Source organism: Bergeriella denitrificans NBRC 102155 (assembly GCF_001592185.1).
Lineage (GTDB): Bacteria > Pseudomonadota > Gammaproteobacteria > Burkholderiales > Neisseriaceae > Neisseria > Neisseria denitrificans.
On sequence record NZ_BCWL01000009.1, the window covers coordinates 1 to 23,554 of the forward strand.

Annotated in this window: 23 protein-coding genes and 3 tRNA genes; 14 read left to right on the forward strand and 12 right to left on the reverse strand. The window is 58.1% G+C overall.

What is annotated here, in order from left to right:
- Positions 1-186 precede the first annotated feature (186 nt).
- From map to BDE01S_RS01615, 5 genes are all read right to left on the reverse strand, one after another.
- Positions 187-966 (reverse strand): type I methionyl aminopeptidase, encoded by a 780-nt coding sequence (gene map, locus BDE01S_RS01595; RefSeq protein WP_066076409.1) that lies wholly within the window; start codon positions 964-966, stop codon positions 187-189.
- 64 nt (positions 967-1,030) lie between these two features.
- Complete coding sequence (locus BDE01S_RS01600; RefSeq protein WP_066076412.1) at positions 1,031-1,696, reverse strand: hypothetical protein; 666 nt, start codon at positions 1,694-1,696, stop codon at positions 1,031-1,033.
- A gap of 79 nt (positions 1,697-1,775) precedes the next feature.
- Entirely contained in the window at positions 1,776-2,384 is a 609-nt protein-coding gene (locus BDE01S_RS01605; protein ID WP_066076416.1) for a BON domain-containing protein, read from the reverse strand.
- A 181-nt stretch (positions 2,385-2,565) separates the two neighbouring features.
- On the reverse strand, positions 2,566-3,159 hold the full coding sequence (locus BDE01S_RS01610) for a phosphoheptose isomerase (protein WP_066076477.1): 594 nt from the start codon (positions 3,157-3,159) through the stop codon (positions 2,566-2,568).
- Positions 3,160-3,167: 8 nt separating this feature from the next.
- Positions 3,168-3,515, reverse strand: a complete 348-nt coding sequence (locus BDE01S_RS01615; protein WP_066076419.1) for a YraN family protein — start codon at positions 3,513-3,515, stop codon at positions 3,168-3,170.
- A gap of 84 nt (positions 3,516-3,599) precedes the next feature.
- Here BDE01S_RS01615 and rsmI point away from each other — a divergent pair, with 84 nt between their 5' ends.
- Together rsmI and BDE01S_RS01625 are read left to right on the forward strand one after the other, a co-directional pair.
- Positions 3,600-4,472, forward strand: coding sequence for a 16S rRNA (cytidine(1402)-2'-O)-methyltransferase (rsmI, locus tag BDE01S_RS01620; protein ID WP_066076422.1), 873 nt, complete (start codon positions 3,600-3,602; stop codon positions 4,470-4,472).
- Between the two features lie 210 nt (positions 4,473-4,682).
- Positions 4,683-4,759 (forward strand) — tRNA-Pro (locus BDE01S_RS01625).
- A gap of 74 nt (positions 4,760-4,833) precedes the next feature.
- On the opposite strand, the gene BDE01S_RS01630 is transcribed toward BDE01S_RS01625, so the two are convergent.
- Positions 4,834-5,319: a type IV pilin protein gene (locus tag BDE01S_RS01630; protein ID WP_066076425.1), complete on the reverse strand. Its 486-nt coding sequence runs from the start codon at positions 5,317-5,319 to the stop codon at positions 4,834-4,836.
- Between the two features lie 196 nt (positions 5,320-5,515).
- Here BDE01S_RS01630 and BDE01S_RS01635 point away from each other — a divergent pair, with 196 nt between their 5' ends.
- Positions 5,516-5,956 carry a pyridoxamine 5'-phosphate oxidase family protein gene (locus tag BDE01S_RS01635; protein WP_066076430.1) on the forward strand — a complete coding sequence of 147 codons (441 nt, stop codon included), beginning with the start codon at positions 5,516-5,518 and terminating at the stop codon, positions 5,954-5,956.
- A 21-nt stretch (positions 5,957-5,977) separates the two neighbouring features.
- Here the strand turns inward: BDE01S_RS01635 and BDE01S_RS01640 are convergent, their stop codons facing one another.
- A complete protein-coding gene (locus BDE01S_RS01640) occupies positions 5,978-6,178 on the reverse strand; it encodes a hypothetical protein (RefSeq protein WP_066076433.1) in 201 nt (66 codons plus the stop codon).
- Positions 6,156-6,389 carry an RNA-binding S4 domain-containing protein gene (locus tag BDE01S_RS01645; RefSeq protein ID WP_066076436.1) on the reverse strand — a complete coding sequence of 78 codons (234 nt, stop codon included), beginning with the start codon at positions 6,387-6,389 and terminating at the stop codon, positions 6,156-6,158. The genes BDE01S_RS01640 and BDE01S_RS01645 overlap by 23 nt, the downstream gene beginning before the upstream one ends.
- 327 nt (positions 6,390-6,716) lie before the next feature.
- Between BDE01S_RS01645 and acpP the strand changes: the two genes are divergently transcribed.
- The 5 genes from acpP to BDE01S_RS01670 all read left to right on the forward strand — a co-directional run bounded on the left by acpP (position 6,717) and on the right by BDE01S_RS01670 (position 14,277).
- On the forward strand, positions 6,717-6,953 hold the full coding sequence (gene acpP / locus BDE01S_RS01650) for an acyl carrier protein (RefSeq protein WP_066076440.1): 237 nt from the start codon (positions 6,717-6,719) through the stop codon (positions 6,951-6,953).
- A gap of 166 nt (positions 6,954-7,119) precedes the next feature.
- Positions 7,120-8,367, forward strand: a complete 1,248-nt coding sequence (gene fabF, locus BDE01S_RS01655; protein ID WP_066076443.1) for a beta-ketoacyl-ACP synthase II — start codon at positions 7,120-7,122, stop codon at positions 8,365-8,367.
- 306 nt (positions 8,368-8,673) lie between these two features.
- A complete protein-coding gene (parC, locus tag BDE01S_RS01660; RefSeq protein ID WP_439645226.1) occupies positions 8,674-10,965 on the forward strand; it encodes a DNA topoisomerase IV subunit A in 2,292 nt (763 codons plus the stop codon).
- A gap of 194 nt (positions 10,966-11,159) precedes the next feature.
- The gene (locus tag BDE01S_RS01665; protein WP_066076480.1) at positions 11,160-12,746 is read left to right on the forward strand and encodes a two-component system sensor histidine kinase NtrB; all 1,587 of its coding nucleotides are present in this window, start codon (positions 11,160-11,162) and stop codon (positions 12,744-12,746) included.
- Positions 12,739-14,277, forward strand: coding sequence for a sigma-54-dependent transcriptional regulator (locus BDE01S_RS01670; RefSeq protein WP_066076449.1), 1,539 nt, complete (start codon positions 12,739-12,741; stop codon positions 14,275-14,277). Before BDE01S_RS01665 ends, BDE01S_RS01670 begins: the two co-directional genes overlap by 8 nt.
- A 73-nt stretch (positions 14,278-14,350) precedes the next feature.
- On the opposite strand, the gene BDE01S_RS01675 is transcribed toward BDE01S_RS01670, so the two are convergent.
- From BDE01S_RS01675 to BDE01S_RS01690, 4 genes are all read right to left on the reverse strand, one after another.
- Positions 14,351-15,637, reverse strand: a complete 1,287-nt coding sequence (locus tag BDE01S_RS01675; protein ID WP_066076452.1) for an AmpG family muropeptide MFS transporter — start codon at positions 15,635-15,637, stop codon at positions 14,351-14,353.
- A 131-nt stretch (positions 15,638-15,768) separates the two neighbouring features.
- Positions 15,769-15,844: transfer RNA gene (locus BDE01S_RS01680), tRNA-Ala, on the reverse strand.
- 3 nt (positions 15,845-15,847) lie between these two features.
- A tRNA-Met gene (locus BDE01S_RS01685) sits at positions 15,848-15,924 on the reverse strand.
- Between the two features lie 144 nt (positions 15,925-16,068).
- Entirely contained in the window at positions 16,069-17,220 is a 1,152-nt protein-coding gene (locus tag BDE01S_RS01690) for a class I SAM-dependent methyltransferase (protein ID WP_066076455.1), read from the reverse strand.
- A 352-nt stretch (positions 17,221-17,572) separates the two neighbouring features.
- Between BDE01S_RS01690 and mraZ the strand changes: the two genes are divergently transcribed.
- The 6 genes from mraZ to BDE01S_RS01720 all read left to right on the forward strand — a co-directional run bounded on the left by mraZ (position 17,573) and on the right by BDE01S_RS01720 (position 23,071).
- A complete protein-coding gene (gene mraZ / locus BDE01S_RS01695; RefSeq protein WP_066076456.1) occupies positions 17,573-18,028 on the forward strand; it encodes a division/cell wall cluster transcriptional repressor MraZ in 456 nt (151 codons plus the stop codon).
- Entirely contained in the window at positions 18,025-18,984 is a 960-nt protein-coding gene (gene rsmH / locus BDE01S_RS01700) for a 16S rRNA (cytosine(1402)-N(4))-methyltransferase RsmH (protein WP_066076463.1), read from the forward strand. Before mraZ ends, rsmH begins: the two co-directional genes overlap by 4 nt.
- Positions 18,985-19,034: 50 nt before the next feature.
- Complete coding sequence (gene ftsL, locus BDE01S_RS01705) at positions 19,035-19,310, forward strand: cell division protein FtsL (protein ID WP_066076466.1); 276 nt, start codon at positions 19,035-19,037, stop codon at positions 19,308-19,310.
- A gap of 107 nt (positions 19,311-19,417) precedes the next feature.
- Positions 19,418-21,148 carry a peptidoglycan D,D-transpeptidase PBP2 gene (gene penA / locus BDE01S_RS01710; protein ID WP_066076468.1) on the forward strand — a complete coding sequence of 577 codons (1,731 nt, stop codon included), beginning with the start codon at positions 19,418-19,420 and terminating at the stop codon, positions 21,146-21,148.
- 60 nt (positions 21,149-21,208) lie between these two features.
- The gene (locus tag BDE01S_RS01715) at positions 21,209-22,687 is read left to right on the forward strand and encodes a UDP-N-acetylmuramoyl-L-alanyl-D-glutamate--2,6-diaminopimelate ligase (RefSeq protein ID WP_066076471.1); all 1,479 of its coding nucleotides are present in this window, start codon (positions 21,209-21,211) and stop codon (positions 22,685-22,687) included.
- Positions 22,688-22,696: 9 nt separating this feature from the next.
- Positions 22,697-23,071, forward strand: a complete 375-nt coding sequence (locus BDE01S_RS01720; protein ID WP_066076474.1) for a hypothetical protein — start codon at positions 22,697-22,699, stop codon at positions 23,069-23,071.
- Positions 23,072-23,554: the final 483 nt, after the last annotated feature.

Consider the following 23,554-nt stretch of genomic DNA (forward strand, 5'->3'; position numbering starts at 1 on the left):
TGAAAATATCGTTATGGCACACAGCATGATATGGCGTTGCTGCTTTGTCTCATTCTGTGAACAAGCGGCGGGGTGGCAACCCCGCCCTGCGGGTTTCAGTTTCCCTTACAGCTTTCGGTTTGGCAGGTTTCGGTTTGGAGCACAGGGTGGCAAAAAAGGCGGTGCAGCAGCACCGCCTTCGGCATATCAGGGTTTGCCCGTGGCCGGGCTGATGGTGAGGATTTCGTAGCCGGTATCGGTAACCAGTACTTCGTGTTCCCATTGCGCGGAGAGCGAGCGGTCTTTGGTGACGACCGTCCAGCCGTCGTTCAGAATACGCAGATGGCGTTTGCCTTGATTAATCATCGGCTCGATGGTGAAAATCATGCCGGGCTTCAAGACCATACCCTGGCCTTTGCGGCCGTAATGCACCACTTGCGGGGCTTCGTGGAAGCCGCGGCCGATGCCGTGGCCGCAAAATTCCTGCACCACGGAATAGCCGGCGTTTTCGGCGACGGTTTGGCAGGCATAGCCGATGTCGCCCAGCGTGGCGCCGGGTTTCACGGCTTCGATGCCGGCCATCATGGCGGCGTGGGTGACATCAATCAGGCGTTGGGCGATGGGGCTGATTTTGCCTACGGCAAACATGCGGCTGGAATCGCCGTGGAAGCCGTCTTTTTTGATGGTCACGTCGATGTTGATGATGTCGCCTTCTTTCAGCGGTTTGTCGTCGGGAATGCCGTGGCAGATAACGTGGTTGACCGAGGTGCAGCAGGATTTGGGATAGGGCGGGTTGCCGTAGTTCAGCGGCGCGGGGTAGCCGCCCTGTACTTCGGTATGGTAGTCGTAAATCAGCTTGTCCAGCTCGTTGGTGGTGACGCCGGGTTTGACGAATTGGCCGATGTAATCGAGTGCTTCGGCGGCCAGGCGGCCGAGTTCGCGCATTTTTTCGATTTCTTCGGGGGTTTTGATGATGACTGCGTCCATGATGTGCTTTCAATGTTTTCAGACGGCAAGAGCCGTCTGAAAAACGGAGGGGGAAACGGAACGGTTAAAACAGATTGTCGATAACTTCTTTATGCTGAGGCGCGGCGGGTGCGGCGGGCTTGGGCTGCGGCGCGGGTTTGCTGTCGGCTTTGGGCTTGGGCTCGGTTTTCGGTTCGTCGCGCGGCTCAGGCTGTGGCTTAGGCTTCGGTTTGGGTTTCGGCTTGGGCTCGACCAAGGCCGGCTCGCTGCGTCTGGGTTCGGCTGCGGTATCGGCAGCGGCGGTGTCTTGAGCCGTGCGGGTGTCGGTGTTGGCCGGTTGCGGACGCGGCTGCGGGCGTTCTGCCGGGCGGGGCTGTACGCGGTGCGGGCGTTCGGCTGCGTTATCGGCAGCGGCCGCAGTCGTGGCGGCGGCAGGGGCGGGCAGCAGCGGGTTGCCGCGTGCGGGTTTGCCGTCTGCATCGGTATCGGCGGCTGCGGTTGCGGGCGCTTGGCCGTTTTCAGGGTTGAGAATGATGGTGCCCTGGCGGTTGGCGCCTTGCGGTTTCCAGACTTCTACGCGGTTGCGGGCATCTTCCTGCTTGGTTTGTGGCTCGGCTGTGGCTTCGTTGCGCGGTTTGAGCGTGCCGACCACGCCGATAATCAGGGCGATAACGGCAATCAGGCACAGGCCCAATACGGCGGCAATCAGGTGTTTGGGTTTGAGTTGGAAGGATTTGCTGGATTGGGACATGGGAGCGGTATCCGTAAGGTGTTGCGGCGGCCGGGACGCCCGCAGGCCGTCTGAAAAAGGCGGGGCGTCCGGCGGCTTGTTATTGTGCGGTATAGTTTTGATACAGGGTGATGACTTTCTGCACGCCTACGGTGGTGCTGACTTTTTGGGTCACGGCAGCCTGCTCTTCGGGCGTGAGGATGCCCATAACGTAGGTTACGTTGTCGTAGGTCACGATTTTGGTACGCGCCTGGGTGGCGGGGTTAATGCCCAGCAGCGAGGCGCGCACTTTGGAGGTGCTCCAAGTGTCGGCGCTGATGTTGCTGAACGAGCGGGCGGGGGTGGCGATGGTGATGTAGTTGTACACACCTTCGGCGGCCTGCTCGGAGCGGGCTACCTGCTCGACAAACTGTTTTTCACCTTCGGTGGCAACCTGACCCAGCAGCAGCAGGCGGCGGTTGTAGCTGACAACGTTGATTTTCGGGGTGTAGCCGTCGGCCTGGTTGTTTTGCTTCAGATAGGAAAGCGCCGTGTTTTCCACGCGCAGCGCCATCACGTTGTCGTCGGCTTGTGCGCCGGTGGTGCGGCGGTCGATGGCGGATTTGGTGCCGGCCGCGGCGCCGCCGACCAGGGCGCTGACGCAGCCGCTCAGGGTGGCGGCCAGCAGGGCGGCGGTGAGAATCGGTTTGGCATATTGCTTGATTTTCATCGTTGCTTCCTTTTCGGAGGGTGAAAACAAGGTTTCAGACGGCCTGTGCGGAAAAAGGCCGTCTGAATATATCGGAAATCGGGCCGGGGCGCTTGTACGGCGCGTTTTGCCTGCCTGATTGCAAAGTGGAGCAAGCCGCGCCGTTGCCTGCGGCAGGTTGTAAGCCGTCTGAAAAACCGGCTTACATGCCTTCCAGCAGCATGGTATCGATGCAGTCGCACAGCGCGTGAATCAGCAGGATGTGGTTTTCCTGAATGCGGGCGGTGCGCGGATGCGGCACGTTCAGCAAGACATCGCTGTCTTTGAGCATGGCGGCGATTTTGCCGCCGTCGCGGCCGGTCAGAGCGATAACGTGCATATCGCGCTCGTGCGCCGCTTTGATGGCTTCGATGACGTTGCCGGAATTGCCCGAGGTGGAAATGCCGATTAATACGTCGCCGGGGCGGCCGAGCGCGCGCACCTGTTTGCTGAAAATATGGTCGAAGCCGTAGTCGTTGCCGATGGCGGTGAGCGCGGAGGTGTCGGTAGTGAGCGCGACTGCCGCCAGCTCCATGCGTTCTTTTTCAAAGCGGCCGGTCATTTCGGCGGCGAAGTGCTGCGCGTCGGCAGCCGAACCGCCGTTGCCGCAGGCCAGGATTTTGCCGTCGTTCATCAGGCATTGCAGCAGCAGCTCCGCGGCCTGCGCCGTCGGCTCGGACAACACTTCCGCCGCCTGCTGCTTCGCTTTAATGCTTTCTTCAAAATGCGCGGCCACCCGCGCTTGCAATGTCGTCATGGATTTGGTCAACCTGTGATGTTTTGCACCCACACGGGTGCATCGTTTCCCTGAATCAGCACCGCGTCCAAGCGGCAGGCGGCGTTTTTCAGGCCGTGCTGCAGCAGATAATACTCCACACTCCGCTGCAGTTTCAATAATTTGGACGGCGTGATGCTGTAGGCCGCGCCGCCGAAGCCGCTGCTTCTGCGGTATTTTACTTCAACAAACAAAATCGTGTTACCGTTTTTGACAATCAGGTCGATTTCGCCGTAGGCGCAATGCCAGTTGCGCGCCAGCAGCCTGCAGCCCTGCGCTTCCAAAAACGCCAGCGCCGCATCTTCGCCCGCCCGGCCTTGAGTGTGGTTCAACCGCATATCCGCTCCTTTGCGCCGCCGCAGTAGATTTCTTATTTTATTTCTCTATAATAAAGCAAACGATTTTCAGACGGCCTCAGACCCATGATACAGAAACACTACCAAAAAGCCTGCGACAGCCTCGAGCCGCAGACATTATACGTTGTCGCCACGCCCATCGGCAATTTGGCCGACATCACCCTGCGCGCGCTGGCGGTGCTGAAAAACGCCGATATCGTGTGCGCCGAAGATACCCGCGTGACCGCGCAGCTTTTAAGTGCCTACGGCATACAGGCCAAGCTCGTCAGCGTGCGCGAACACAACGAGCAGCAGATGACCGACAAAATCACCGCCTATCTTTCAGACGGCCTGAAAGTCGCGCAAGTGTCCGATGCAGGTACGCCCGCCGTGTGCGATCCCGGCGCGAAGCTGGCCGCGCGGGTGCGCACGGCTGGGTTTAAAGTCGTTCCCGTGGTCGGCGCCAGTGCGGTGATGGGCGCATTGAGCGTGGCCGGCGTGGCCGAGCCGAACTTTTATTTCAACGGCTTTCTGCCGCCGAAATCGGGCGAACGCCGCAAATTGTTTGAAAAATGGGCGGAGGCGGATTATCCGGTTGTAATGTTTGAAACCCCGCACCGCATCGAAGCCGCGCTGGCGGATATGGTGGCGCAGTTTCCCGAGCGCGAAATCGTGTTGGCGCGCGAAATCAGCAAAACGTTTGAAACCTTTTTAAGCGGCAGCGTGGCCGACATTCAGACGGCCCTGCAAAACGACGGCAACCAAACGCGCGGCGAAATGGTGCTGATTTTGCACCCCGCCAAAAAAGAAAAAAGCAGCAGCCTGCCCGAAGCCGCACAAAACGTGATGAAAGTGCTGGCGGCCGAGCTGCCGACCAAGCAGGCCGCAGATTTGGCGGCGAAAATCACCGGCGAGAGTAAAAAAGCGCTGTATGATTTGGCGCTGACGTGGAAGCAGTAGGCGGGGTAGGGTGCAGGCCGTCTGAAAAAAGGGTTTCAGAATTGAAACGACTGTAATGAAATTCCTGAGCAAACAGAAATCTTTATTGCCGTCATTAGGGCAGGCCTCCCTGCCCGCCGCTTGGCTCAGGTAAAGTAATCCTGCTGTTTGGCATTTTCATCGAAACGGCTTGCCAAATTCAGTCAAACGGGATTATAATGCGCCCTTATTCGGAATGTAGCGCAGCCCGGTAGCGCACTTCGTTCGGGACGAAGGGGTCGGAGGTTCGAATCCTCTCATTCCGACCAAAATATCCAAAACCGCTTTGGCGAAAGCCGAAGCGGTTTTGTTTTGCCTGTTTGCCTGTCGGAGCGCGGCATTTCTAGTGCTGGTAAACGCGGCAGTCCTGGTCGGTGCTGCCGTCGCCCGAAAAATGTTGCAGGCCGTCGTCGCAGCTGCTGGACGAGCTTTCGCAGATGGTGGTCATTAAGGCTTCGTTGGTTTTCAGCACGCGCGGTTCGCGGGTTTTGTCGAGAGCGACGGCTTTGAGGGTGAATTTGCCTTCGGTTTGGTTGCTTTGCCCTCTGGCCAGGCCGCTGAGGCGGATGCAGAAGCCGCCCGCTTCGGTGACAGGCAGGGTCGGCCAGGTGGTGGAATTGGCGCGGATGCTGCCGGTTTGGCGGTAGTGTTTTTCTAAAAACTGCGCGTTTTCCAGCAAGGCCGCTTGTGCTTCGCGCAGGCGGCCTTCGCGCAGATGGCGGTTGTAGGCGGGCAGCGCGGCGGCGGCCAGTGCAGCCAATACGGCCAGCGCGGCCAGCAGCTGAATCAGGGTAAAGCCGCGGTGGCGGCGGGGCGGGCGCGGGTTCATGGGGCGGCTCCGGGCGGTTGGCGGTGGGGTTGATGATGGCTATTCTATAATGAATTGCCGCATACGGGCGGTGGAAGGCCGTCTGAAAAAACAGGTTTCCAGACGGCTTTTTTGTCTACCTGTCGGACGGCGGGGCGGTTTTCAGACGGCCTGCGCGGGCGTAAAATGGCGGCGGATTATGCTTTAAGGAGTTGTTGTGAACCCTATTCCTGAAAACATCGCTGCGTTTTTCGGCAAAAACCACGTTGTCAGCCTGGCGGCGGCGCATGATGGCGATATTTGGAGCGCGTGCTGCTTTTATGTGCCCGATTTGGCGGCGGGGCGGCTGATTGTGCTTACGGCGCGTAAAACCCGCCACGGTACGCTGATGGCGGCCAATCCGCGCATTGCGGGCACGGTGGCGGGGCAGCCCGATGCCATTACCAAAATCAGCGGCATCCAGTTTCAGGCGCAGGCGCGGGTGATTGAGGACGAAGCCGAACGCAAAGCAGCTCTGGCGCTGTTTTACAAGGCGCATCCGATGGCGCGTGCCATGAAGAGCGATGTGTGGGCGCTGGATTTGGATATGGTGAAATTTACCGACAACAAGCTGGTGTTCGCCCAAAAAACGCTGTGGCAGCGCCATCAGGCCGTCTGAAAACCGGCAGGGCGGGCAGGCTTAATCCGCCTGCGCCTCAAGCAGCGCCTGCAGGCGTTTCTGCTGCGCGTCGTAGCGGGCTTTGTCGGCCCAGTAAATCGTTTGGATGCAGGCATCGCCGCAGTCGCTGCCGCAGCATTCCCAGCTTTCGGGGCGCACCGGCTCGTCCAGCAGCGGCTCACCGAGCAGAGCTTCGGCCTCAGGCTTCAGGGTCGTATCCATCGGTAATGTCCAGGCGCACGCCGTTGAATTCAATCACTTCGCCGCCACGGATTTTGGCGGTTTTGCGGGTTTCGGTTTCGCCGTTGCGGCGCACCAGTCCTTCGGCGATAAAGGCTTTAGCCTGCCCGCCGCTTTCGGCCAAACCCGCCAGCTTCAGCAGGTCGCACAGCGCGATGTATTCGTTGTCTTCCAGATAAACAGTGGCTTCCATGAGGTATCCTTAGGGGGCTATCAGTGCGTATTTTAACCGAGAGTGCGCGTTCGGGGCAGGCTGCGGGCGCGGCAAAGGGCGGAAAAGCCGTCTGAAAAACCGCCTTTTGGGGCGAATTTCGGCATCTAAGGGCTTGATAAACCGTAAAAAACAAAAAGCTGCTTGTGAGATAAAATCGGCCTGTGCTAATATGGCGCATCAGCCGAGTTTCCGCCTCAAGCTGCAGGACTTGCATTTTTAGATGGAAAACTCTAATCCAATTCGGTAGAATAGCGCCGATTTATATTTTTCTTAAACCCGCCGCAAGGCATATAAGGAACGACTGACATGTCAAATATCGAACAACAAGTTAAAAAAATTGTTGCTGAACAGCTGGGCGTAAACGAAGCCGAAGTGAAAAACGAATCTTCTTTCCAAGACGATTTGGGCGCAGACTCTTTGGATACCGTTGAGCTGGTTATGGCTTTGGAAGAGGCTTTCGGCTGCGAAATCCCTGACGAAGAAGCCGAAAAAATCACCACCGTACAACTGGCAATCGACTACATCAACGTCCACAACGGCTAATCCGTAGCATCGACGTACAGGCCTCTGCTGCGAATCCGCAAACAGAGGCTTTTGCCTTAATGAAGCAGGCGTTCCGGCAGCATGCGGAAAACGCGCGGCGGTACATGCGGATTTCAGACGGCCTTGCCCGGCGCCGCGGCAAAGCCCAAGCACAGCGAGATTATCAATGAGTCAGAGAAGAGTAGTTATCACAGGCCTCGGCCAAGTATCTCCGGTCGGCAACGACATCGCCGAGGCGTGGAGCAACTTGCTGGCAGGTCAGAGCGGTATCGGCCTGATTACCCGCTTTGACGCATCCGAGCTCAACAGCCAGGTAGCCGGCGAAGTGCGCGGCTTCGACATCGGCCAATACATCAGCGCCAAAGAAGCGCGCCGTATGGACGTATTCATCCACTACGGCATCGCCGCCGCCATGCAGGCCATTGCCGATGCCGGTTTGGACGACACCCCGGGCTTGGATAAAGACCGCGTCGGCGTCAACATCGGCTCCGGTATCGGCGGCATGCCCAGCATCGAAGCCACCGGCCAAGCCGTATTCGAAGGCGGCCCGCGCAAAATCAACCCGTTTTTCATTCCCGGCTCGCTGATTAACCTGATTGCCGGTCATGTCACCATTCTCAAAGGCTACCGCGGCCCGAGCTACGGCATGGTTTCCGCCTGCACCACCGGCGCGCATTCCATCGGCGATGCCGCCCGCCTGATTAAATACGGCGATGCCGACGTAATGATTGCCGGCGGCGCCGAAGGCACCATCAATATGCTCAGCGTCGGCGGTTTTGCCGCCATGAAGGCACTCTCCACCCGCAACGACGACCCCGCCACCGCCTCCCGCCCGTGGGATAAAGACCGCGACGGCTTCGTGATTGGCGAAGGCGCAGGCGTGTTGGTGCTGGAAGAGTTGGAACATGCTAAAAAACGCGGCGCGAAAATTTACGCCGAATTGGTCGGTTTCGGCATGAGTTCCGATGCCTACCACATCACCGCGCCGAACGAAGAAGGCCCCGCGCTGGCCGTAACCCGCGCCCTGAACGATGCCGGCCTGAACCCGACCGATGTGGATTACGTCAACGCACACGGCACGTCCACCCCGCTGGGCGACGCCAATGAAACCAAAGCCCTCAAGCGCGCTTTGGGCGAACACGCCAACAACGTTGTCGTCAACTCGACCAAATCCATGACCGGCCACCTGCTCGGCGCGGCCGGCGGCGTAGAAGCCGTGTACAGCGTATTGGCAGTACACCACCAAAAATCCCCGCCGACCATCAATATTTTCGAGCAAGACATCGAAAACGGCTGTGATTTGGATTACTGCGCCAACGAAGCCCGCGACGTCAAAATCAACGTCGCCATCTCCAACTCCTTCGGCTTCGGCGGTACCAACGGTACGCTGGTGTTTAAAAAATTTGAAGGATAATCCGCTCCGGCTTTAAGGCCGTGAGACAGAAAAGCCGTCTGAAAATGCGTATTTTCAGACGGCTTTTTTGTTTTTGACTTTAATACGGTTAAACACTAAAGAATGAGGTAAGGCTGTAAAGCCGTGTGATTTTGTTTTCAATGACTTTGATGATGAACGCTTCGTTCGGCGCTTGGAAGCAAGGAAAAGCCGTCTGAAAATAGGGTTTCAGACGGCTTTGCTTATGGCATCCGAGCGTGAAGCCCCGTTTTGCTTTACAATACGCTCCATTATTTTGGATAGACCTGTTTGCCTGATATGAACGATATGCCCGCTACGCCCGCACCAGTCGGCGAAGATTACCTGCTGCTCGGCCAATATGCCGAACGCGCCTATCTCGAATACGCCATGAGCGTGGTCAAAGGCCGCGCCCTGCCTGAAGTTTCAGACGGCCAGAAGCCGGTGCAGCGGCGGATTTTGTACGCCATGCGCGACATGGGTTTGACCGCGGGCGCCAAGCCGGTGAAATCGGCGCGCGTGGTCGGCGAAATTTTGGGTAAATACCACCCGCACGGCGACAGCTCGGCCTATGAGGCGATGGTACGCATGGCGCAGGACTTTACCCTCCGCTATCCCTTAATCGACGGCATCGGCAACTTCGGTTCGCGCGACGGCGACGGCGCGGCGGCCATGCGTTATACCGAAGCGCGGCTGACCCCGATTGCCGAGCTGCTGCTTTCCGAAATCAACCAGGGTACGGTCGATTTTGTGCCGAACTACGACGGCGCGTTTGAAGAGCCGGTTTCCCTGCCCGCGCGCCTGCCGATGGTGTTGCTCAACGGCGCATCCGGCATCGCCGTGGGCATGGCCACCGAAATTCCGCCGCACAACCTCGCCGAAGTCACCCAAGCCGCCATCGCGCTGCTGAAAAAGCCGGGTTTGGAAACCGCCGACCTGCTGGCCTACATTCCCGCTCCGGATTTTGCCGGCGGCGGCCAAATCATCACCCCTGCGGCCGATTTGCGCCAGATGTACGAAAACGGCAAAGGCAGCGTGCGCGTGCGCGCCCGTTACGAAATCGAGAAGCTGGCGCGCGGCCAATGGCGCGTGATTGTCACCGAGCTGCCGCCGAACGCCAGCGCGCAAAAAATCCTGGCCGAAATCGAAGAACAGACCAATCCCAAGCCGAAAGCGGGCAAAAAACAGCTCAGCCAAGACCAGCTCAACACCAAAAAACTGATGTTGGATCTGATTGAAAAAGTGCGCGACGAAAGCGACGGCGAACACCCCGTCCGTCTCGTATTCGAGCCGAAATCCAGCCGCATCGAACCGGATAATTTTATGAACACGCTGATGGCGCAGACTTCGCTGGAAGGCAATGTTTCGGTGAACCTGGTGATGATGGGCACGGACAACCGCCCCGCGCAGAAAAACCTGAAAACCATTTTGCAGGAATGGCTGGATTTCCGCGTCACCACCGTTACCCGCCGTTTGCAGTTCCGCCTGAGCCAAGTAGAAAAACGCCTGCACATCCTCGAAGGCCGTCTGAAAGTTTTCCTGCACATCGACGAAGTGATACGCGTCATCCGCGAGAGCGACGAACCGAAAACCGATTTGATGGCCGCATTCGGCCTCACGGAAATCCAAGCCGAAGACATTCTCGAAATCCGCCTGCGCCAGCTTGCCCGTTTGGAAGGCTTCAAGCTGGAAAAAGAGTTGAACGAATTGCAAGAAGAGCAAGGCCGTCTGAATATCCTGCTGTCGGACGAGGGCGAAAAGAAAAAGCTCATCATCAAAGAAATGCAGGCCGATATGAAGCAGTTCGGCGACGAACGCCGCACCCTGGTGGAAGAAGCCGGTCGCGCCACGCTCACGCAAACCACCGCCGACGAGCCGGTCACGCTGATTTTGTCGAACAAAGGCTGGATACGCAGCCGGGCAGGGCATCATCTGGACTTGAGCCAGACCTCCTTCAAAGAAGGCGACGGCCTGAAGCAGGTGTTGGAAGGGCGCACCGTGTGGCCGGTGGTGGTGCTGGACACACTCGGCCGCACCTACACCCTCGACGCGGCCGAAATTCCCGGCGGCCGCGGCGACGGCGTACCGGTGTCTTCGTTAATCGAGCTGCAAAACGGCGCGTCCGTCGCGGCCATACTGACCGGCCTGCCCGACCAGCATTACTTGCTGAGCAACAGCGGCGGCTACGGCTTTATTGCTAAACTCGGCGATATGGCAGGGCGTGTCAAGGCGGGTAAAGTGGTGATGTCGCTCGACAGCGGCGAAACCGTGCTGCCGCCGGTAGCCGTCTATGCTGCGTCGCTGATTAATCCCGACTGCAAAGTCGTGGCCGTGACCGACGATAACCGCGCGCTGGCCTTTGCGTTGGGCGAGTTGAAAGTGATGGCCAAAGGCCGCGGCCTGCAGCTCATCAGCTTGGCCGACGGCGAAAACGTGATTCAGGTGCTGACCACCACCGCGCCGAGCATCACGCTGGAGAGCGTGGGCAAACGCGGCGCGGAGCGCAAGGAAACGCTGGAGATGGTCGAAATCGAAGGCAAGCGCGGGCGCAAGGGCAAGCCGCTGGCGATTGCGGGGCGTTTGCGCGGTTTGTTTGATTAAATACGTTTAATGCTATTTGCATAGACAAATGCCGTGAAATTTCAGTATAATATGCACGGTAGAAAAGGCCGTCTGACTTTTTCAGACGGCCTTTGCGTTTTTATTTTCCTTTTTTCTGCACGGAGCGGCAGCCGATTGCCCCGTGCAGCGTCAAATACGGCGGGCGCTGCCTGCCGCTATCGGAGCCGGTCATTATGGGCAGACAGTTTATCAGGCAGACCAGCTGGGAAGCGCAGAGCGAAAAACTTCCCGGCTTGGTGAATATCGCCCGCATCGCCATCGTATTGCCGCTGCTGGTGTTTCAGCTGCTGGTGACCGACTCTTCGCTCAGCCCCGGCCATTCCGGCTTTCCCGATGTGGCGTTTTACAGCTGGGTGCTGCTCTATACTTTTCTGATTTTCCTGACGATTTTCCGCCCCGATTGGCAGCTGCAGAATCTGGATCTGCCCAATGCCAGCGCCGCCGTCGATATCAGCATGATTATGGTGCTGGTGTATGTAGTCGGCGGGCTGGAAACGGGACTGGGCATTTTGGTGCTGCCTTTTGTCGCCAGCTCCTGCATGCTCAGCTACGGGCGCTATCCGCTGCTGTATGCCGGCTATACCGCCATGCTGATTGTGTTCAATCTGTTTTTGGGCGGCGGCATACGGCTTAATCCTTTCGATTGGCACACCGATCAGGTATTGCGGGCGGGCGTGCTGATTGCGGCGGCTTATCTGGTGGCGTTTCTGATTTCCTTTATCGCCGAACATCTGCGCGCGGCCACCGATTCGGCGGTACACAACCGCCAAACCGTCAAACGCCTGAGCGGCTTGAACCGCATGGTGCTCAACAGCGTGCAGGAAGCGGTGGTGGTGTTGGACGCGGCTCAGCAGGTATGGCTGTTTAACCAAAAAGCCAAAGCATATTTTCCCGAGATTTCCGTGGGGCAGCGCGAGCCGCTGTTTGCCGACTTGGTGGCGCAATGGCGCGGCCGGGCCGACAAATCGTTTGAAACCGATATCCGGATTTTCCAGCACGCCATGCACGTGCGCGCCGTGCCGCTAATCCAGCCCGAAGCCGAGCTGCTGATACTCTATGTGCGCTCGCTGCGCGAAGTGGCGGCGGAGGCCATGTCCACCAAGCTGGCATCGCTGGGGCAGCTGACCTCCAATCTGGCGCACGAAATCCGCAATCCCATGTCGGCCATCCGCCATGCCAACGGCCTGCTGCAGGAGGGCGATGCCGACCCGGTGACGCGCAAGCTTTACGGCATCATCGACAGCAATATCCAGCGCATCGACAAAATGTTGGAAGAAGTGTCGCTGGTGAACAAGCGCGACCGCCTCAAATGCGAGCCGGTCAACCTGATGAAATTCTGGCTGGAGTTTAAGCAGGAATTTACCTTAAACAACCCCAAATCGGTCGGCTGCGTGCGGATGCATATGGACGGCAACAGCCTGACGGTGTTGGCAGACAGCATGCACCTGCAGCAGATGATGTGGAATTTGTGCAACAACGCCTGGAAGCACAGCCGCAAAGACCAGGGCGCGGTCACCGTATTCATGCGCCCGAGCGGGCAGTCGCACGTGTCCATCGTGGTGGCAGACAACGGCCCGGGCGTGCCGCCGGATTTACGCAGCCGCCTGTTTGAGCCGTTTTTCACCACCGATAAAAAAGGCGGCACAGGCTTAGGGCTGTATGTCGCGCTCGAGCTGGCGCACGCCAATAAGGGGCAGCTGCACTACCGCCCCGAAATGAATGGATTTGAAGTGATTTTACCGAGAGACAATAATGAATAAATTACAAGATCCGGTACTGGTCGTTGACGACGAAACCGATATCCGCGACCTGATGGAAATGACCCTGATGAAAATGGGTTTGCGCGTGGATACCGCTGTTGGCGTGGAAGATGCCAAAAGCAAGCTGTCGGCCGGCACCTATTCGCTGGTGTTGACCGATATGCGTATGCCCGACGGCTCCGGCCTCGAGGTCGTCCACTACATCAACGAGCTGATGTCGGATACCCCCGTGGCGGTGATTACCGCTTTCGGCAATGCCGACCAAGCCGTTGAAGCGCTCAAAGCCGGCGCGTTTGATTATCTGCAAAAACCGATTACCCTGTCGCAGCTGCGCTCGCTGGTGAAATCCGCCATCAGCGTCAACGAACAGAGCGAGCCGCCCGCCCGCAGCCTGCCGCCGTCCGAGCCGGAAGTGGCGCCCGAGCCTGAGCCGGTGCTGACAGGCGAGCTTTTCCCGGAAGCGGAAGTGCCGCAGCCCGAAGTGCAGCCGTCTGAAACCGCCGCGCCGCCGATTGGCGGAGAAGCCGATATGCCGCGCCTGCTGGGCAGTTCGCCGCAAATGGTCGAAGCCCGCCATCTGATCCGCCGCCTGGCACGCAGCAACGTGCCCGTATATATCGCAGGCGAATCGGGCACGGGTAAAGAGCAGGCCGCGCGCACCATTCACGAGCTGTCCGAGCGCCGCCGCCGCCCCTTTGTGGCCGTCAACTGCGGCGCCATTCCCGAAAACCTGATGGAAAGCGAGTTTTTCGGCTATAAAAAAGGCAGCTTTACCGGCGCCGACCAAGACCGCCAGGGCTTTTTCCAACACGCCGACGGCGGCACGCTCTTTCTCGACGAAGTGGCCGACCTGCCGCTGGCCATGCAGGTTAAACTGCTGCGTGCCATTCAGGAAAAAGCCGTGCGCCGCATCGGCGAAGCGCAGGAAACCAAAGTCGATGTGCGCATCGTGTGCGCCACGCATAAAAACCTCGAAGCCCTGGTCGAAAGCGGCGCGTTCCGCCAAGACCTGTATTACCGCTTAAACGTCGTATCGGTGCATATGCCGCCGCTGCGCGAAATGCGCGAAGATTTGAAGGCGCTGATTGCCTATCTGCTGCACAAACACTGCCGGGGCAGCGAACACTACACCCTCAGCAGCAAAGCGCAGGAAGCCCTGCTGCATTACAGCTACCCGGGCAACTTCCGCGAGCTGGAAAATATTTTGGAACGCGCCGTCGCGCTGACAGTGGGGCAGATGATTCAGGTGGACGACCTGCAAATCCAAACCCACTCCGCCGAAGTGTTGAAACAGACGCTGCCGCCGGAAGCCGAACCCATGGAAACCGCATCCGCCGAAGCCGCCGAAAACGGCCTGCCGCCTTTCGACCCGCGCCGTATGCAGATTCAGGATTATCTGGACGAAGTCGAACGCAACATCCTGCGCCAAGTGTTGCAGCAAACGCGCTACAACCGCACGCAGGCAGCCAAACTCTTGGGCATCAGCTTCCGCTCCATGCGCTACCGGATGGAGCGTTTGGAGATTGAATAGGGGGATGCGGATATAAAAAGGCCGTCTGAAAATCCGCGATTTTCAGACGGCCTTTTTATATCGTTCGGAAACATCAGGCAGCGGTTTTGCTGTCAACTTTGTCGCCGTTCCACGGAGCGACTTTGAAGAGCAGCAGCATACCGGGCGCGGCCAGGAAGAAGCAGAGCCAGAAGAAATCGACGTAGCCCAGCCACTCAATCAGATAGCCGGTGGTGGCGTTGATAAAGGTGCGCGGTACGGCAGACAGGCTGGTAAACAGGGCAAGCTGCGTGGCGGTAAACGCGGGGTTGGTTTCGCGTGCCATATAGGCGACAAATGCCGCCGTGCCCAAGCCAACGCCGACGGCTTCTGCGCCGATGACCACGGCGAGAATCACGCGCTCGCTCATGCCGATTACTTCAAAATGCTGGTAGCTGGCGAGCCAGACAAAGCCCAAAATGGTCACCCATTGCACGAGGCCGAAGAGCCACAGGGCTTTGTTGATGCCCAATTTCAGCATCCAGATGCCGCCGATAATGCCGAAAATCACGGCCGGCCACAGCCCGGCGTTTTTGGCAATCAGGCCGATGTCGGTTTTGCTGTAGCCCATATCGAGATAAAACGGCGTGGCCAGCGCGGTCGCCATGCTGTCGCCGAGTTTGTAGAAGAAGATAAAGGCCAAAACAAGCAGTGCCTGCTGCACGCCTTTGCGGGTAAAAAATTCGTGAAACGGCTCGACAATGGTCTGCTGCAGCGTGCGCGGCGCTTTCGGAGGCAAATCCGGCTCCTGCGCCAGAAACAGGGTCATCAGCAGGCCGGGAATCATAAACAGGGCGGTGATGACGAATACGTTTTGCCAGGGCATCAGGTCGGCCAAAATCAGGCTGAGCGAGCCGGGTACGAGCGCGGCGATGCGGTAGGCGTTGACGTGGATGGCGTTGCCCAAGCCCAATTCGCTGTCGGGCAGGATTTCGCGGCGGAAAGCATCGAGCACGATGTCTTGGCTGGCGGAGAAAAAGGCCACCACGACGGAGAGCGCCATAATCACGGCCATGTGTTGGTGCGGGTTGAGCAGGGCATAGGCGGCTAGCGAGGCCAGCAGGCCGATTTGGGTCACCAGCATCCAGCCGCGGCGGCGGCCGAGAAAGGGCAGGCGCACGGCATCCATCAGCGGCGACCAGACGAATTTCCAGGTAAACGGCAGGCCGATCAGGGCAAACAGGCCGATGGTTTTCAAATCGATGTGTTCGCTGCGCAGCCAGGCGGGCACGAGATTAATCAGGAAATACAGGGGCAGGCCGGAAGTAAAGCCGGTGAAGATGCAAATCAGCATCCGCCGGGAAAAAATCTGTTGGAGCGTGCCGGAGCGGGTATCGGTCATCGTGTGGCCTGTGTTGGAGAAAAGGGGGTATTGTAGCAAAAGTTTGCCGCCGCCGCTTGCTGCGGGCGGGGCAGGATAATGCGGGCAGAAAAGCAAAAAGTCCTTACCGAAGTAAGGACTTTTTTAAATCTTGGTGGAGGTAAGCGGGATCGAACCGCTGACCTCTTGCATGCCATGCAAGCGCTCTACCAACTGAGCTATACCCCCAAATGGTGGCGAATCAGGGATTCGAACCCCGGACACAAGGATTATGATTCCTCTGCTCTAACCGACTGAGCTAATTCGCCGTTTCGTGAAGTCGCTATTATATGTTTTTTTGGGCGGCTGGCAAGGGTTATTTTTCGGAAAATTGATTGTATTTTGATTTTTAAAAAGAAAAAATCAAAAAGGCCGTCTGAAAAAGCGAGGTTTTCAGACGGCCTGCGGCGGGTTTACAGCTTGTGGCAGATGTCGCCGAACGCGAAACCCTGCCAATCGACATCGATGCCGCGTCCGAAAGCGATGACTTTAAACAACTCGCCCATTTCGTGCGGGTTGAGCAGCTGCTGCACGGCGGCGGCTTCGCGGGCGTAGGCGGCGCTGTCGGGGCGGCCGCTTTGTGCCAGCAGCTCCGTGATGCCGAGGTTCAGCAGAAAATTGGCCTGGGTGGTGTAGCCGATTAAGTCCAAACCGCCGTCAACAGCGGCTTGTGCGGTGTCGGTAAAGTTGACGTGGGCGGTCAGGTCGGTCAGGCCGATGTGGAAAAACGGGTCGTGCACGGTGTGGTGGCGGTAGTGGCCGATTAGGGTGCCCATGTGCCGCTGCGGGTGGTAATACTGCGCGGCATCGAAGCCGTAATCAATCAGCAGCACCGCGCCGCGCACCAGTCGATCGGCCAGCGTGCGGACAAAGGCGTATTGGGCGGGATGCAGCTCGCTGGTGTAAGGCTCGGCGGCGGGGAAATAGCGTGCGGCGGCTTCCAGTAGGTCGGGTTGTGTCAGCGTTTGCCCGGTTTGAATCAGCGTATCGTTTTGCAGGCTCACGCCTTGTTGCAGAAATGCGCCGTCGCGCCGACTGATGAGCTCGACGGGCATAGCATCCAAAACTTCGTTGCCGACGACGATGCCGTCGAGCGTATCGGGCAGGGCGGGCAGGTGGGCGACTTTCTGCGCTAATTCAGACGGCACTTTGGCGGCAATCAGGCTGCGCTGCCGTTCGGCCAGCTCGGGGGAAACTTCGATGATGCAGTAGCGTTGGATATGCGGCCCGAGGCTGTTGAGTAATACCGCCGCCAAGTCGCCTGTACCCGCGCCGAATTCGTAAATTGTGCCGCCGGTTTGCGGCAGCAGCGGGGCGAGCTGGCGGGCGACGGTTTGCCCGAAAAGGTGGGTCAGAGTGGGGGCGGTAATGAAATCGCCCGCTGCGCCGATTTTGTGTGCGCCGCCGGTGTAGTAGCCGCAGCCGGGGGCGTAGAGCGCCAGTTCCATAAATCGGGAGAAGGGCAGCCAGTTGGCGCAGCGGGTAATTTCGTCTGCGATTAGCCGAACCAGGCGCGCGCTGGCGGCCTGCGCTTCGGCCTCGGGGGCGGGGATGTGCGGCTTCATGACTGTTAGATAATGTAAAAAATGATGATTTGCCTGCGTATTATAACGCGAAAGCCGGGGCGGTCGGTTTGGGTGTTGAAATACTATATTTAGTATTAAATGAAAATCCGAAATACAAGATACGGTGGTTTGGCGGCCTGCGGCCTGCCCGCTGCGGCGCGCGCGCTTGTGTGTCGGATAATCAGATGATTGTATTTAAAGGATTTTTTATTTAATGCTGTGTGTGGTTTTTTGCGGAAGCTCATTTGACCGACAAGGTAAAATTTCTTATAGTGTCGCTTAGTGGGGTAAAGTGGGTGAAAGTGTCATCTGCTGCTCCGTATTTTAACTTTCCACTAGTAAGGGTGTAATCGTGTTCGGCGGCTCTCATGAATTGAGCATAGACAGCAAAGGGCGGTTGGCCATTCCGGCCAAGTTCCGCGATCTTTTGCTGCGCCGCTACACCCCGGCGGTGGTGGCGACGCTGGACTCGCGCCAGAAAATCCTGATGTATCCGGAATCGGAATGGGAGCGCGTGTCGCAGCAGCTTTTGGCGCTGAAAACGGCGGGTAATCCCATGCTGCAGCGTTATCAAAACCTGTTGCTGCATAATGCCGATACGCTGGAGTGGGACAGCGCCGGGCGCGTGCTGCTGCCGGCCAACCTGCGCCGCCGCGTGGATTTTGAAAAAGAAGTAACGCTGGTCGGTCGCGCCAACCGCCTCGAGCTGTGGGGTCGCGAGCATTGGGAGCATGAGATGAATCAGGCTCTGGATGACGATGCCGACGAATTGGCGTTCCAATTAAGCCAAACGGATTTGCAGCTGTGAGCGGGAACGAAACTTACCAACATATTACCGTGTTGCTGCACGAGGGCGTGGATGCGCTGAATATCCGTGAAAACGGCGTGTATGTGGACGGTACGTTCGGCAGGGGAGGGCACTCCCGCCTGATTTTGTCCCGCTTGGGCGAGGCCGGCCGGCTGATTGTGTTTGATAAAGACCCGCAGGCGATTGCCGTGGCGCAGGAATTGGCGGCGCAGGATAAACGCGTCAGTGTGGTGCACGGCGGTTTCGCCACTTTTCAGACGGCCTTGGACGACTTGGGCATCGGCAAAATCGACGGCGCTTTGTTTGATTTGGGTATTTCTTCGCCGCAAATCGACGACGGAGAGCGCGGATTCAGCTTCCGCTTCGACGCGCCGCTGGATATGCGTATGGACCCGACCCGGGGAATGTCGGCGGCCGAATGGATTGCCGCAGCCGATGAGCAGGAATTACACGAGGTCATTAAGAATTATGGTGAAGAGCGGTTTAGTCGCCAGATTGCGCGCGCCATTGTCGCGCAGCGTCAGGAAGCGCCCATTGATACAACCCGCAAGCTGGCGCAGCTCGTGGCGCAAAACGTCCGTACTCGCGAGCGCGGCCAAGACCCCGCGACGCGCACCTTCCAAGCAGTTCGCATCTTTATTAACCGTGAGCTCGAAGAGGTAGAAGCGGTATTGCCGCAGGTGGTGGCCCGATTGAACGAGGGCGGCCGTTTGGCGGTGATTGCGTTCCATTCTTTGGAAGACCGCATCGTCAAGCAGTTTGTGAAAAAGCATTCGCAGCACGCGCCGCTGCCGCGTTGGGCGGTGGTGAAAGAAGCCGATTTGCCGCAGCCGCCGTTGAAAGCCGTCGGCAAGGCCATCAAGCCCGGCGCGGCGGAAACTTCGGCCAACCCCCGCGCACGCAGCGCGGTATTGCGGGTAGCCGAGCGCAGCAGCGGCGCATTTGCAGCAGAATAACCGGGCAGTTGAACGGCCGTGCGCTAGGCAGGCCGTCTGAAAAATAACACATGAATAAGTTGAACATTATCTTACTGCTGGCGGCATTTGCGTCGGGCTTTTTCGTGGTAACGGTGCAAGACCAGTCGCGCCGTTACTTTATCGAGCTGGATAAGGCGCAGAAGCAGGAAATCCAGCTCGATCAGGATTTTGCGCGCTTGAAGCTGGAGCAGGCGCGTTTGGCCAACCACAAGCTGATTAAAGTGGCGGCCGAAAAACAGCGCCTGCGACCGCCTTCGGCACACAATACCATCATGGTCGAGCGCAATAACAAAATAGAGAAATAAGGGTAGCCTTTCGGGCAACCCGCTTCGCAAACGACAAACAGCACGAAACAACCATAATAATGATACGGGGCCGGCCTTGGCCGGAGTGCTCCGCCGACGAGACAAGCATGTTGATTAAGAACGAATATAAACCGCAAATACTGCCCAAGCAGCCTAAGGTCAAAAAGCCCATCACCAGCGACGGACGCATCTGCCTGGTTTTGGGCCTGATGGCGTTTGCCTTCGGCGGCCTGCTGATGCACGGCGTATATCTGCACACCACCAAGCATGAGTTTTTGAAAGAGCAGGGCGACCGACGCTTCGTGCGCACGTTGCCGCTGCCGGCGACGCGCGGCATGATTACCGACCGCAACGGCGCCACGCTGGCGCTGAGCGCGCCGACCGAATCGCTGTATGCCAACCCGTCGAGCATGAGCGAGATGCCGAGCGCGGAGCAGCTGGAGAAATTGTCCGAAATCACCGGCGTATCGGTGGAAACGCTGACCGACCGTCTGAGCCAGAAAGGCCGTAGCTTCGTTTATCTCAAGCGTCAGCTGAGCCAGGAAAAAGCGGACGAAATCACCGCTTTGGGCATCAAAGGTTTGGCGTTTGAGCAGGAATTGAAACGCCATTACCCTATGGGTAATCTGTTTGCCCACGTTATCGGCTTTACCAATATCGACGGCAAAGGCCAGGAAGGTTTGGAGCTTTCCCGCGAAGACAAACTGCGCGGCGAAGACGGCGCTAAAGTCGTTTTGCGCGACAACAAAGGCAATATCGTTGACAGCTTGGATTCCCCGCGCAACAGCAATCCGCAGAGCGGCCAGGATATGGTGCTGTCGCTGGATCAGCGCATCCAAACGCTGGCTTATGAAGAACTGAACAAAGCCGTGGCGCACCATAAAGCCAAAGCCGGTACGGTGGTGGTGTTGGACGCGCAAACGGGCGAGATTTTGGCCTTGGTCAACAGCCCGGCCTACGATCCGAACGAGCCGGGTCAGGCCGGCAGCGAGCAGCGCCGCAACCGCGCCGTGACCGATATGATTGAGCCGGGCTCGATTATCAAACCGTTTATCGTGGCCAAAGCCTTGGATGCCGGCAAAGTATCGTCCGGCGACGTATTCGGCACCACGCCGCTGCGCTTCGGCACGGCTACGGTGAAAGACACCCATACTTATCCGCAGCTTGACGTGCGCGGCATTATTCAGAAATCGTCCAACGTCGGCACCAGTAAGCTGTCGGCCATGTTCAAGCCCAAAGAAATGTACGACTACTACCGCCAGCTCGGCATCGGTATGCGTATGCGTTCGGGCTTCCCCGGCGAAACCCCCGGCCTGCTGAAAAACTGGAAAACCTGGACGCCGCACGAGCAGGCAACTATGTCGTTCGGCTATACCCTGCAGCTGAGCCTGCTGCAGATGGCGCGCGCCTATACCGTGCTGACCACCAACGGCGTGCTGCTGCCGGTCAGCTTCGAGAAGCAGGCCGTTGCGCCCAAGGGCGAGCGCGTGATTAAAGCGGAAACCGCGCGCAAAGTTCGGGAAATGATGATTTCCGTTACCGAGCCGGGCGGCACGGGTACGGCCGCTGCCGTGGAGGGCTTCGATGTGGCCGGTAAAACCGGTACGGCGAAAAAACTGGTGGGCGGCAGCTACAACTCCGGCAAATATGTGGCATCCTTCGTCGGCTTTGCCCCGGCGAAAAATCCGCGCGTGATTGTGGCCGTCAATATCGACGAACCGAGCGCCCACGGCTTCTACGGCGGCGGCGTGGCCGGCCCGCTGTTTAAAGAAGTGATGGCGGGCAGCCTGAACATTTTGGGCGTGTCGCCGACTAAGCCGCTGGCTTCGGGTAAATAAAGTTACATCCCGAGGATACGTTACCGTTAACCCATACTGAATCAAACGATTGAGACAATCATGTTCAGCGAACTGACCCCCTTAGCCGAAAACCACCTGCCTGCTCTGCTGTGTGAAAACGCAGCAGGGCGGTTGTTGTTTTCAGACAGCCGGCAAATCAAACAGGGCGATATTTTTGTAGCCTGCCAGGGCGAATACACCGACGGGCGCAGCTATATTCCCGCCGCGATCCAAAACGGCGCGGCTTTCGTGTTTTGGGACGACGACGGCAGCTTCGTTTGGAATGAGGATTGGGCGGTACCCAATCAAGGCATCCGCGATTTGAAACACCGTGCCGGTATTTTGGCGGCACAAGTTTACAATAATATTTCAGACGGCCTGAAAATCTGGGGTGTGACCGGCACCAACGGCAAAACCTCCGTTACGCAATGGCTGGCTCAGGCCGCTGATTTGCTGGAGGAAAAATGCGCCGTAATCGGTACGGTCGGCAACGGCTTTTGGGGCGGGCTGCAGGAAGCTACCCACACCACGCCCGACCCCGTTACCGTACAAACCCTGTTGCACCGTTTCAAGCAGCAGGGCGCAACGGCGGCTGCCATGGAAGTGTCCAGCCACGGTTTGGACCAATGCCGGGTCAACGGCGTACCTTTTCAGACGGCCGTGTTCACCAATCTGACCCGCGACCATCTCGATTACCACGGCACCATGGAAGCCTATGGTGCCATCAAATCCCGCCTGTTTTACTGGCAGGGTCTGAAACACGCCGTCATCAATATTGACGACGGATACGGCGCAGCCTTGGCAGGCCGACTGAAAAACGAACGCCCCGACGTAGCGGTGTACAGCTACGGCTTCGACGAAAAAGCCGCCATCCGCATTACCGGATTTACCGCATCTTCAGACGGCATGAAAGTCGCCTTAGACACCCCGTGGGGTAGCGGCGAATGCCGAACCCGCCTGCTCGGACGCTTCAACGCGCAAAACCTCGCCGCCTGCGTCGGCGTATTGTGCGCCGACGGCTACCCGCTCGATAAAGTATTAAACGCCCTAGCGCAAATCCGCCCCGCCACCGGCCGCATGGACTGCATCATGAACCCCGGCAAGCCGCTGGTAGTGGTCGATTACGCCCACACGCCCGACGCACTGGAAAAAGCACTGGCCACCCTGCAGGAAATCAAGCCGCAAGGCGCGGCACTGTGGTGCGTGTTCGGCTGCGGCGGCAACCGCGACCGCGGCAAACGCCCGCTGATGGGCGCAGCGGCGGCAGAGGGGGCAGACAAAGTCGTCGTCACCAGCGACAACCCCCGCATGGAAGAGCCGCAAGACATCATCAACGACATCCTGCCCGCCGTACCCCAACCGGAAAAAACCGAAGCCGACCGCAAAGCCGCCATCGAATACGCCGTGGCGCAAGCCGCTGTCGGCGACATCATCCTGATTGCCGGCAAAGGCCACGAAACCTACCAAGACATCAAAGGCGTGAAACACCATTTTTCCGATTTCGAAATAGCCGAGCAAGCCTTGGCCGGACGCCGTTAAGGAGCCGATATGCTGAAACCCGCCATTCTCGCCACCGCCGTCGCACTTGCCGCCGCCGCTTGCGGACAGACAAGCGACACCGCCAAAGCCGCACCCGCAGCCGGGCAGGACGGCGTATTCAAGTTTGACAAAACCAGCCACAGCGTCAACCCGCAATATACCCTGTTCGGCCTGCGCCACCTTGTGATGAACAACCGCACGTATGCCAAAAAATACGCCAAAAAATACCCCGAGCAGTGGAAAACCGGCGAAGAACATTTCAGCCGTGCCGAAAACGCTTTCCAAACCAACCAAACCGAAACCGCCGACGCCGGCTTCCGCGCCGCAATGGAGCAGTATCAGGTGATTTTGAAAGCCGAGCAGGAAAAGAAAGCCGCGAAGTAGGGTGGTTGCGGCAGGTCGGGTTGCCGACCCGATATGGAACAGCGGGGTAGCTTGGCCGTGTTTTTCGGTGTTACCAACAAAAACAGCCGTCAAAATTAAATCCTGCTATTTGCTGACGTCATTAGCTGCGCAAGTCCGCTGCGCTACCCCCGCGCAGGCGGGAATCTACTTTGAATATCAAGCAACATATCGTTTTAAAATAAGCAGCCACACTTCATGAGTGGATTCCCGCCTGCGCGGGGGTAGCGCAGCTAATGACGGCGGTGGAATGCAGACGCTTTTGCAAAGTAACGTGCAGTAATGCGTAGGCTGGGCTTCAGCCCGGCAAAACCTTGCAACTCCTAGGCTAAAAACCAGCCTGCCCATTTTAATTTCTTTTAGGCACGGCATGATATATTTTGCCCGGCCATTAATTTTCGGCCATTAATTTTCAGACGGCCTCAAATCCGAAAAAGGCCGTCTGAAAAACACATGCCATAGTCG

Coding starts and splice junctions, on each gene's coding strand:
- map (WP_066076409.1), bottom strand. CDS start 966: ATGGACGCAGTCATCATCAAAACCCCCGAAGAAATCGAAAAAATGCGC.
- BDE01S_RS01600 (WP_066076412.1), bottom strand. CDS start 1,696: ATGTCCCAATCCAGCAAATCCTTCCAACTCAAACCCAAACACCTGATT.
- BDE01S_RS01605 (WP_066076416.1), bottom strand. CDS start 2,384: ATGAAAATCAAGCAATATGCCAAACCGATTCTCACCGCCGCCCTGCTG.
- BDE01S_RS01610 (WP_066076477.1), bottom strand. CDS start 3,159: ATGACGACATTGCAAGCGCGGGTGGCCGCGCATTTTGAAGAAAGCATT.
- BDE01S_RS01615 (WP_066076419.1), bottom strand. CDS start 3,515: ATGCGGTTGAACCACACTCAAGGCCGGGCGGGCGAAGATGCGGCGCTG.
- rsmI (WP_066076422.1), top strand. CDS start 3,600: ATGATACAGAAACACTACCAAAAAGCCTGCGACAGCCTCGAGCCGCAG.
- BDE01S_RS01630 (WP_066076425.1), bottom strand. CDS start 5,319: ATGAACCCGCGCCCGCCCCGCCGCCACCGCGGCTTTACCCTGATTCAG.
- BDE01S_RS01640 (WP_066076433.1), bottom strand. CDS start 6,178: ATGGATACGACCCTGAAGCCTGAGGCCGAAGCTCTGCTCGGTGAGCCG.
- BDE01S_RS01645 (WP_066076436.1), bottom strand. CDS start 6,389: ATGGAAGCCACTGTTTATCTGGAAGACAACGAATACATCGCGCTGTGC.
- acpP (WP_066076440.1), top strand. CDS start 6,717: ATGTCAAATATCGAACAACAAGTTAAAAAAATTGTTGCTGAACAGCTG.
- fabF (WP_066076443.1), top strand. CDS start 7,120: ATGAGTCAGAGAAGAGTAGTTATCACAGGCCTCGGCCAAGTATCTCCG.
- parC (WP_439645226.1), top strand. CDS start 8,674: ATGCCCGCTACGCCCGCACCAGTCGGCGAAGATTACCTGCTGCTCGGC.
- BDE01S_RS01665 (WP_066076480.1), top strand. CDS start 11,160: ATGGGCAGACAGTTTATCAGGCAGACCAGCTGGGAAGCGCAGAGCGAA.
- BDE01S_RS01670 (WP_066076449.1), top strand. CDS start 12,739: ATGAATAAATTACAAGATCCGGTACTGGTCGTTGACGACGAAACCGAT.
- BDE01S_RS01675 (WP_066076452.1), bottom strand. CDS start 15,637: ATGACCGATACCCGCTCCGGCACGCTCCAACAGATTTTTTCCCGGCGG.
- BDE01S_RS01690 (WP_066076455.1), bottom strand. CDS start 17,220: ATGAAGCCGCACATCCCCGCCCCCGAGGCCGAAGCGCAGGCCGCCAGC.
- ftsL (WP_066076466.1), top strand. CDS start 19,035: ATGAATAAGTTGAACATTATCTTACTGCTGGCGGCATTTGCGTCGGGC.
- penA (WP_066076468.1), top strand. CDS start 19,418: ATGTTGATTAAGAACGAATATAAACCGCAAATACTGCCCAAGCAGCCT.
- BDE01S_RS01715 (WP_066076471.1), top strand. CDS start 21,209: ATGTTCAGCGAACTGACCCCCTTAGCCGAAAACCACCTGCCTGCTCTG.
- BDE01S_RS01720 (WP_066076474.1), top strand. CDS start 22,697: ATGCTGAAACCCGCCATTCTCGCCACCGCCGTCGCACTTGCCGCCGCC.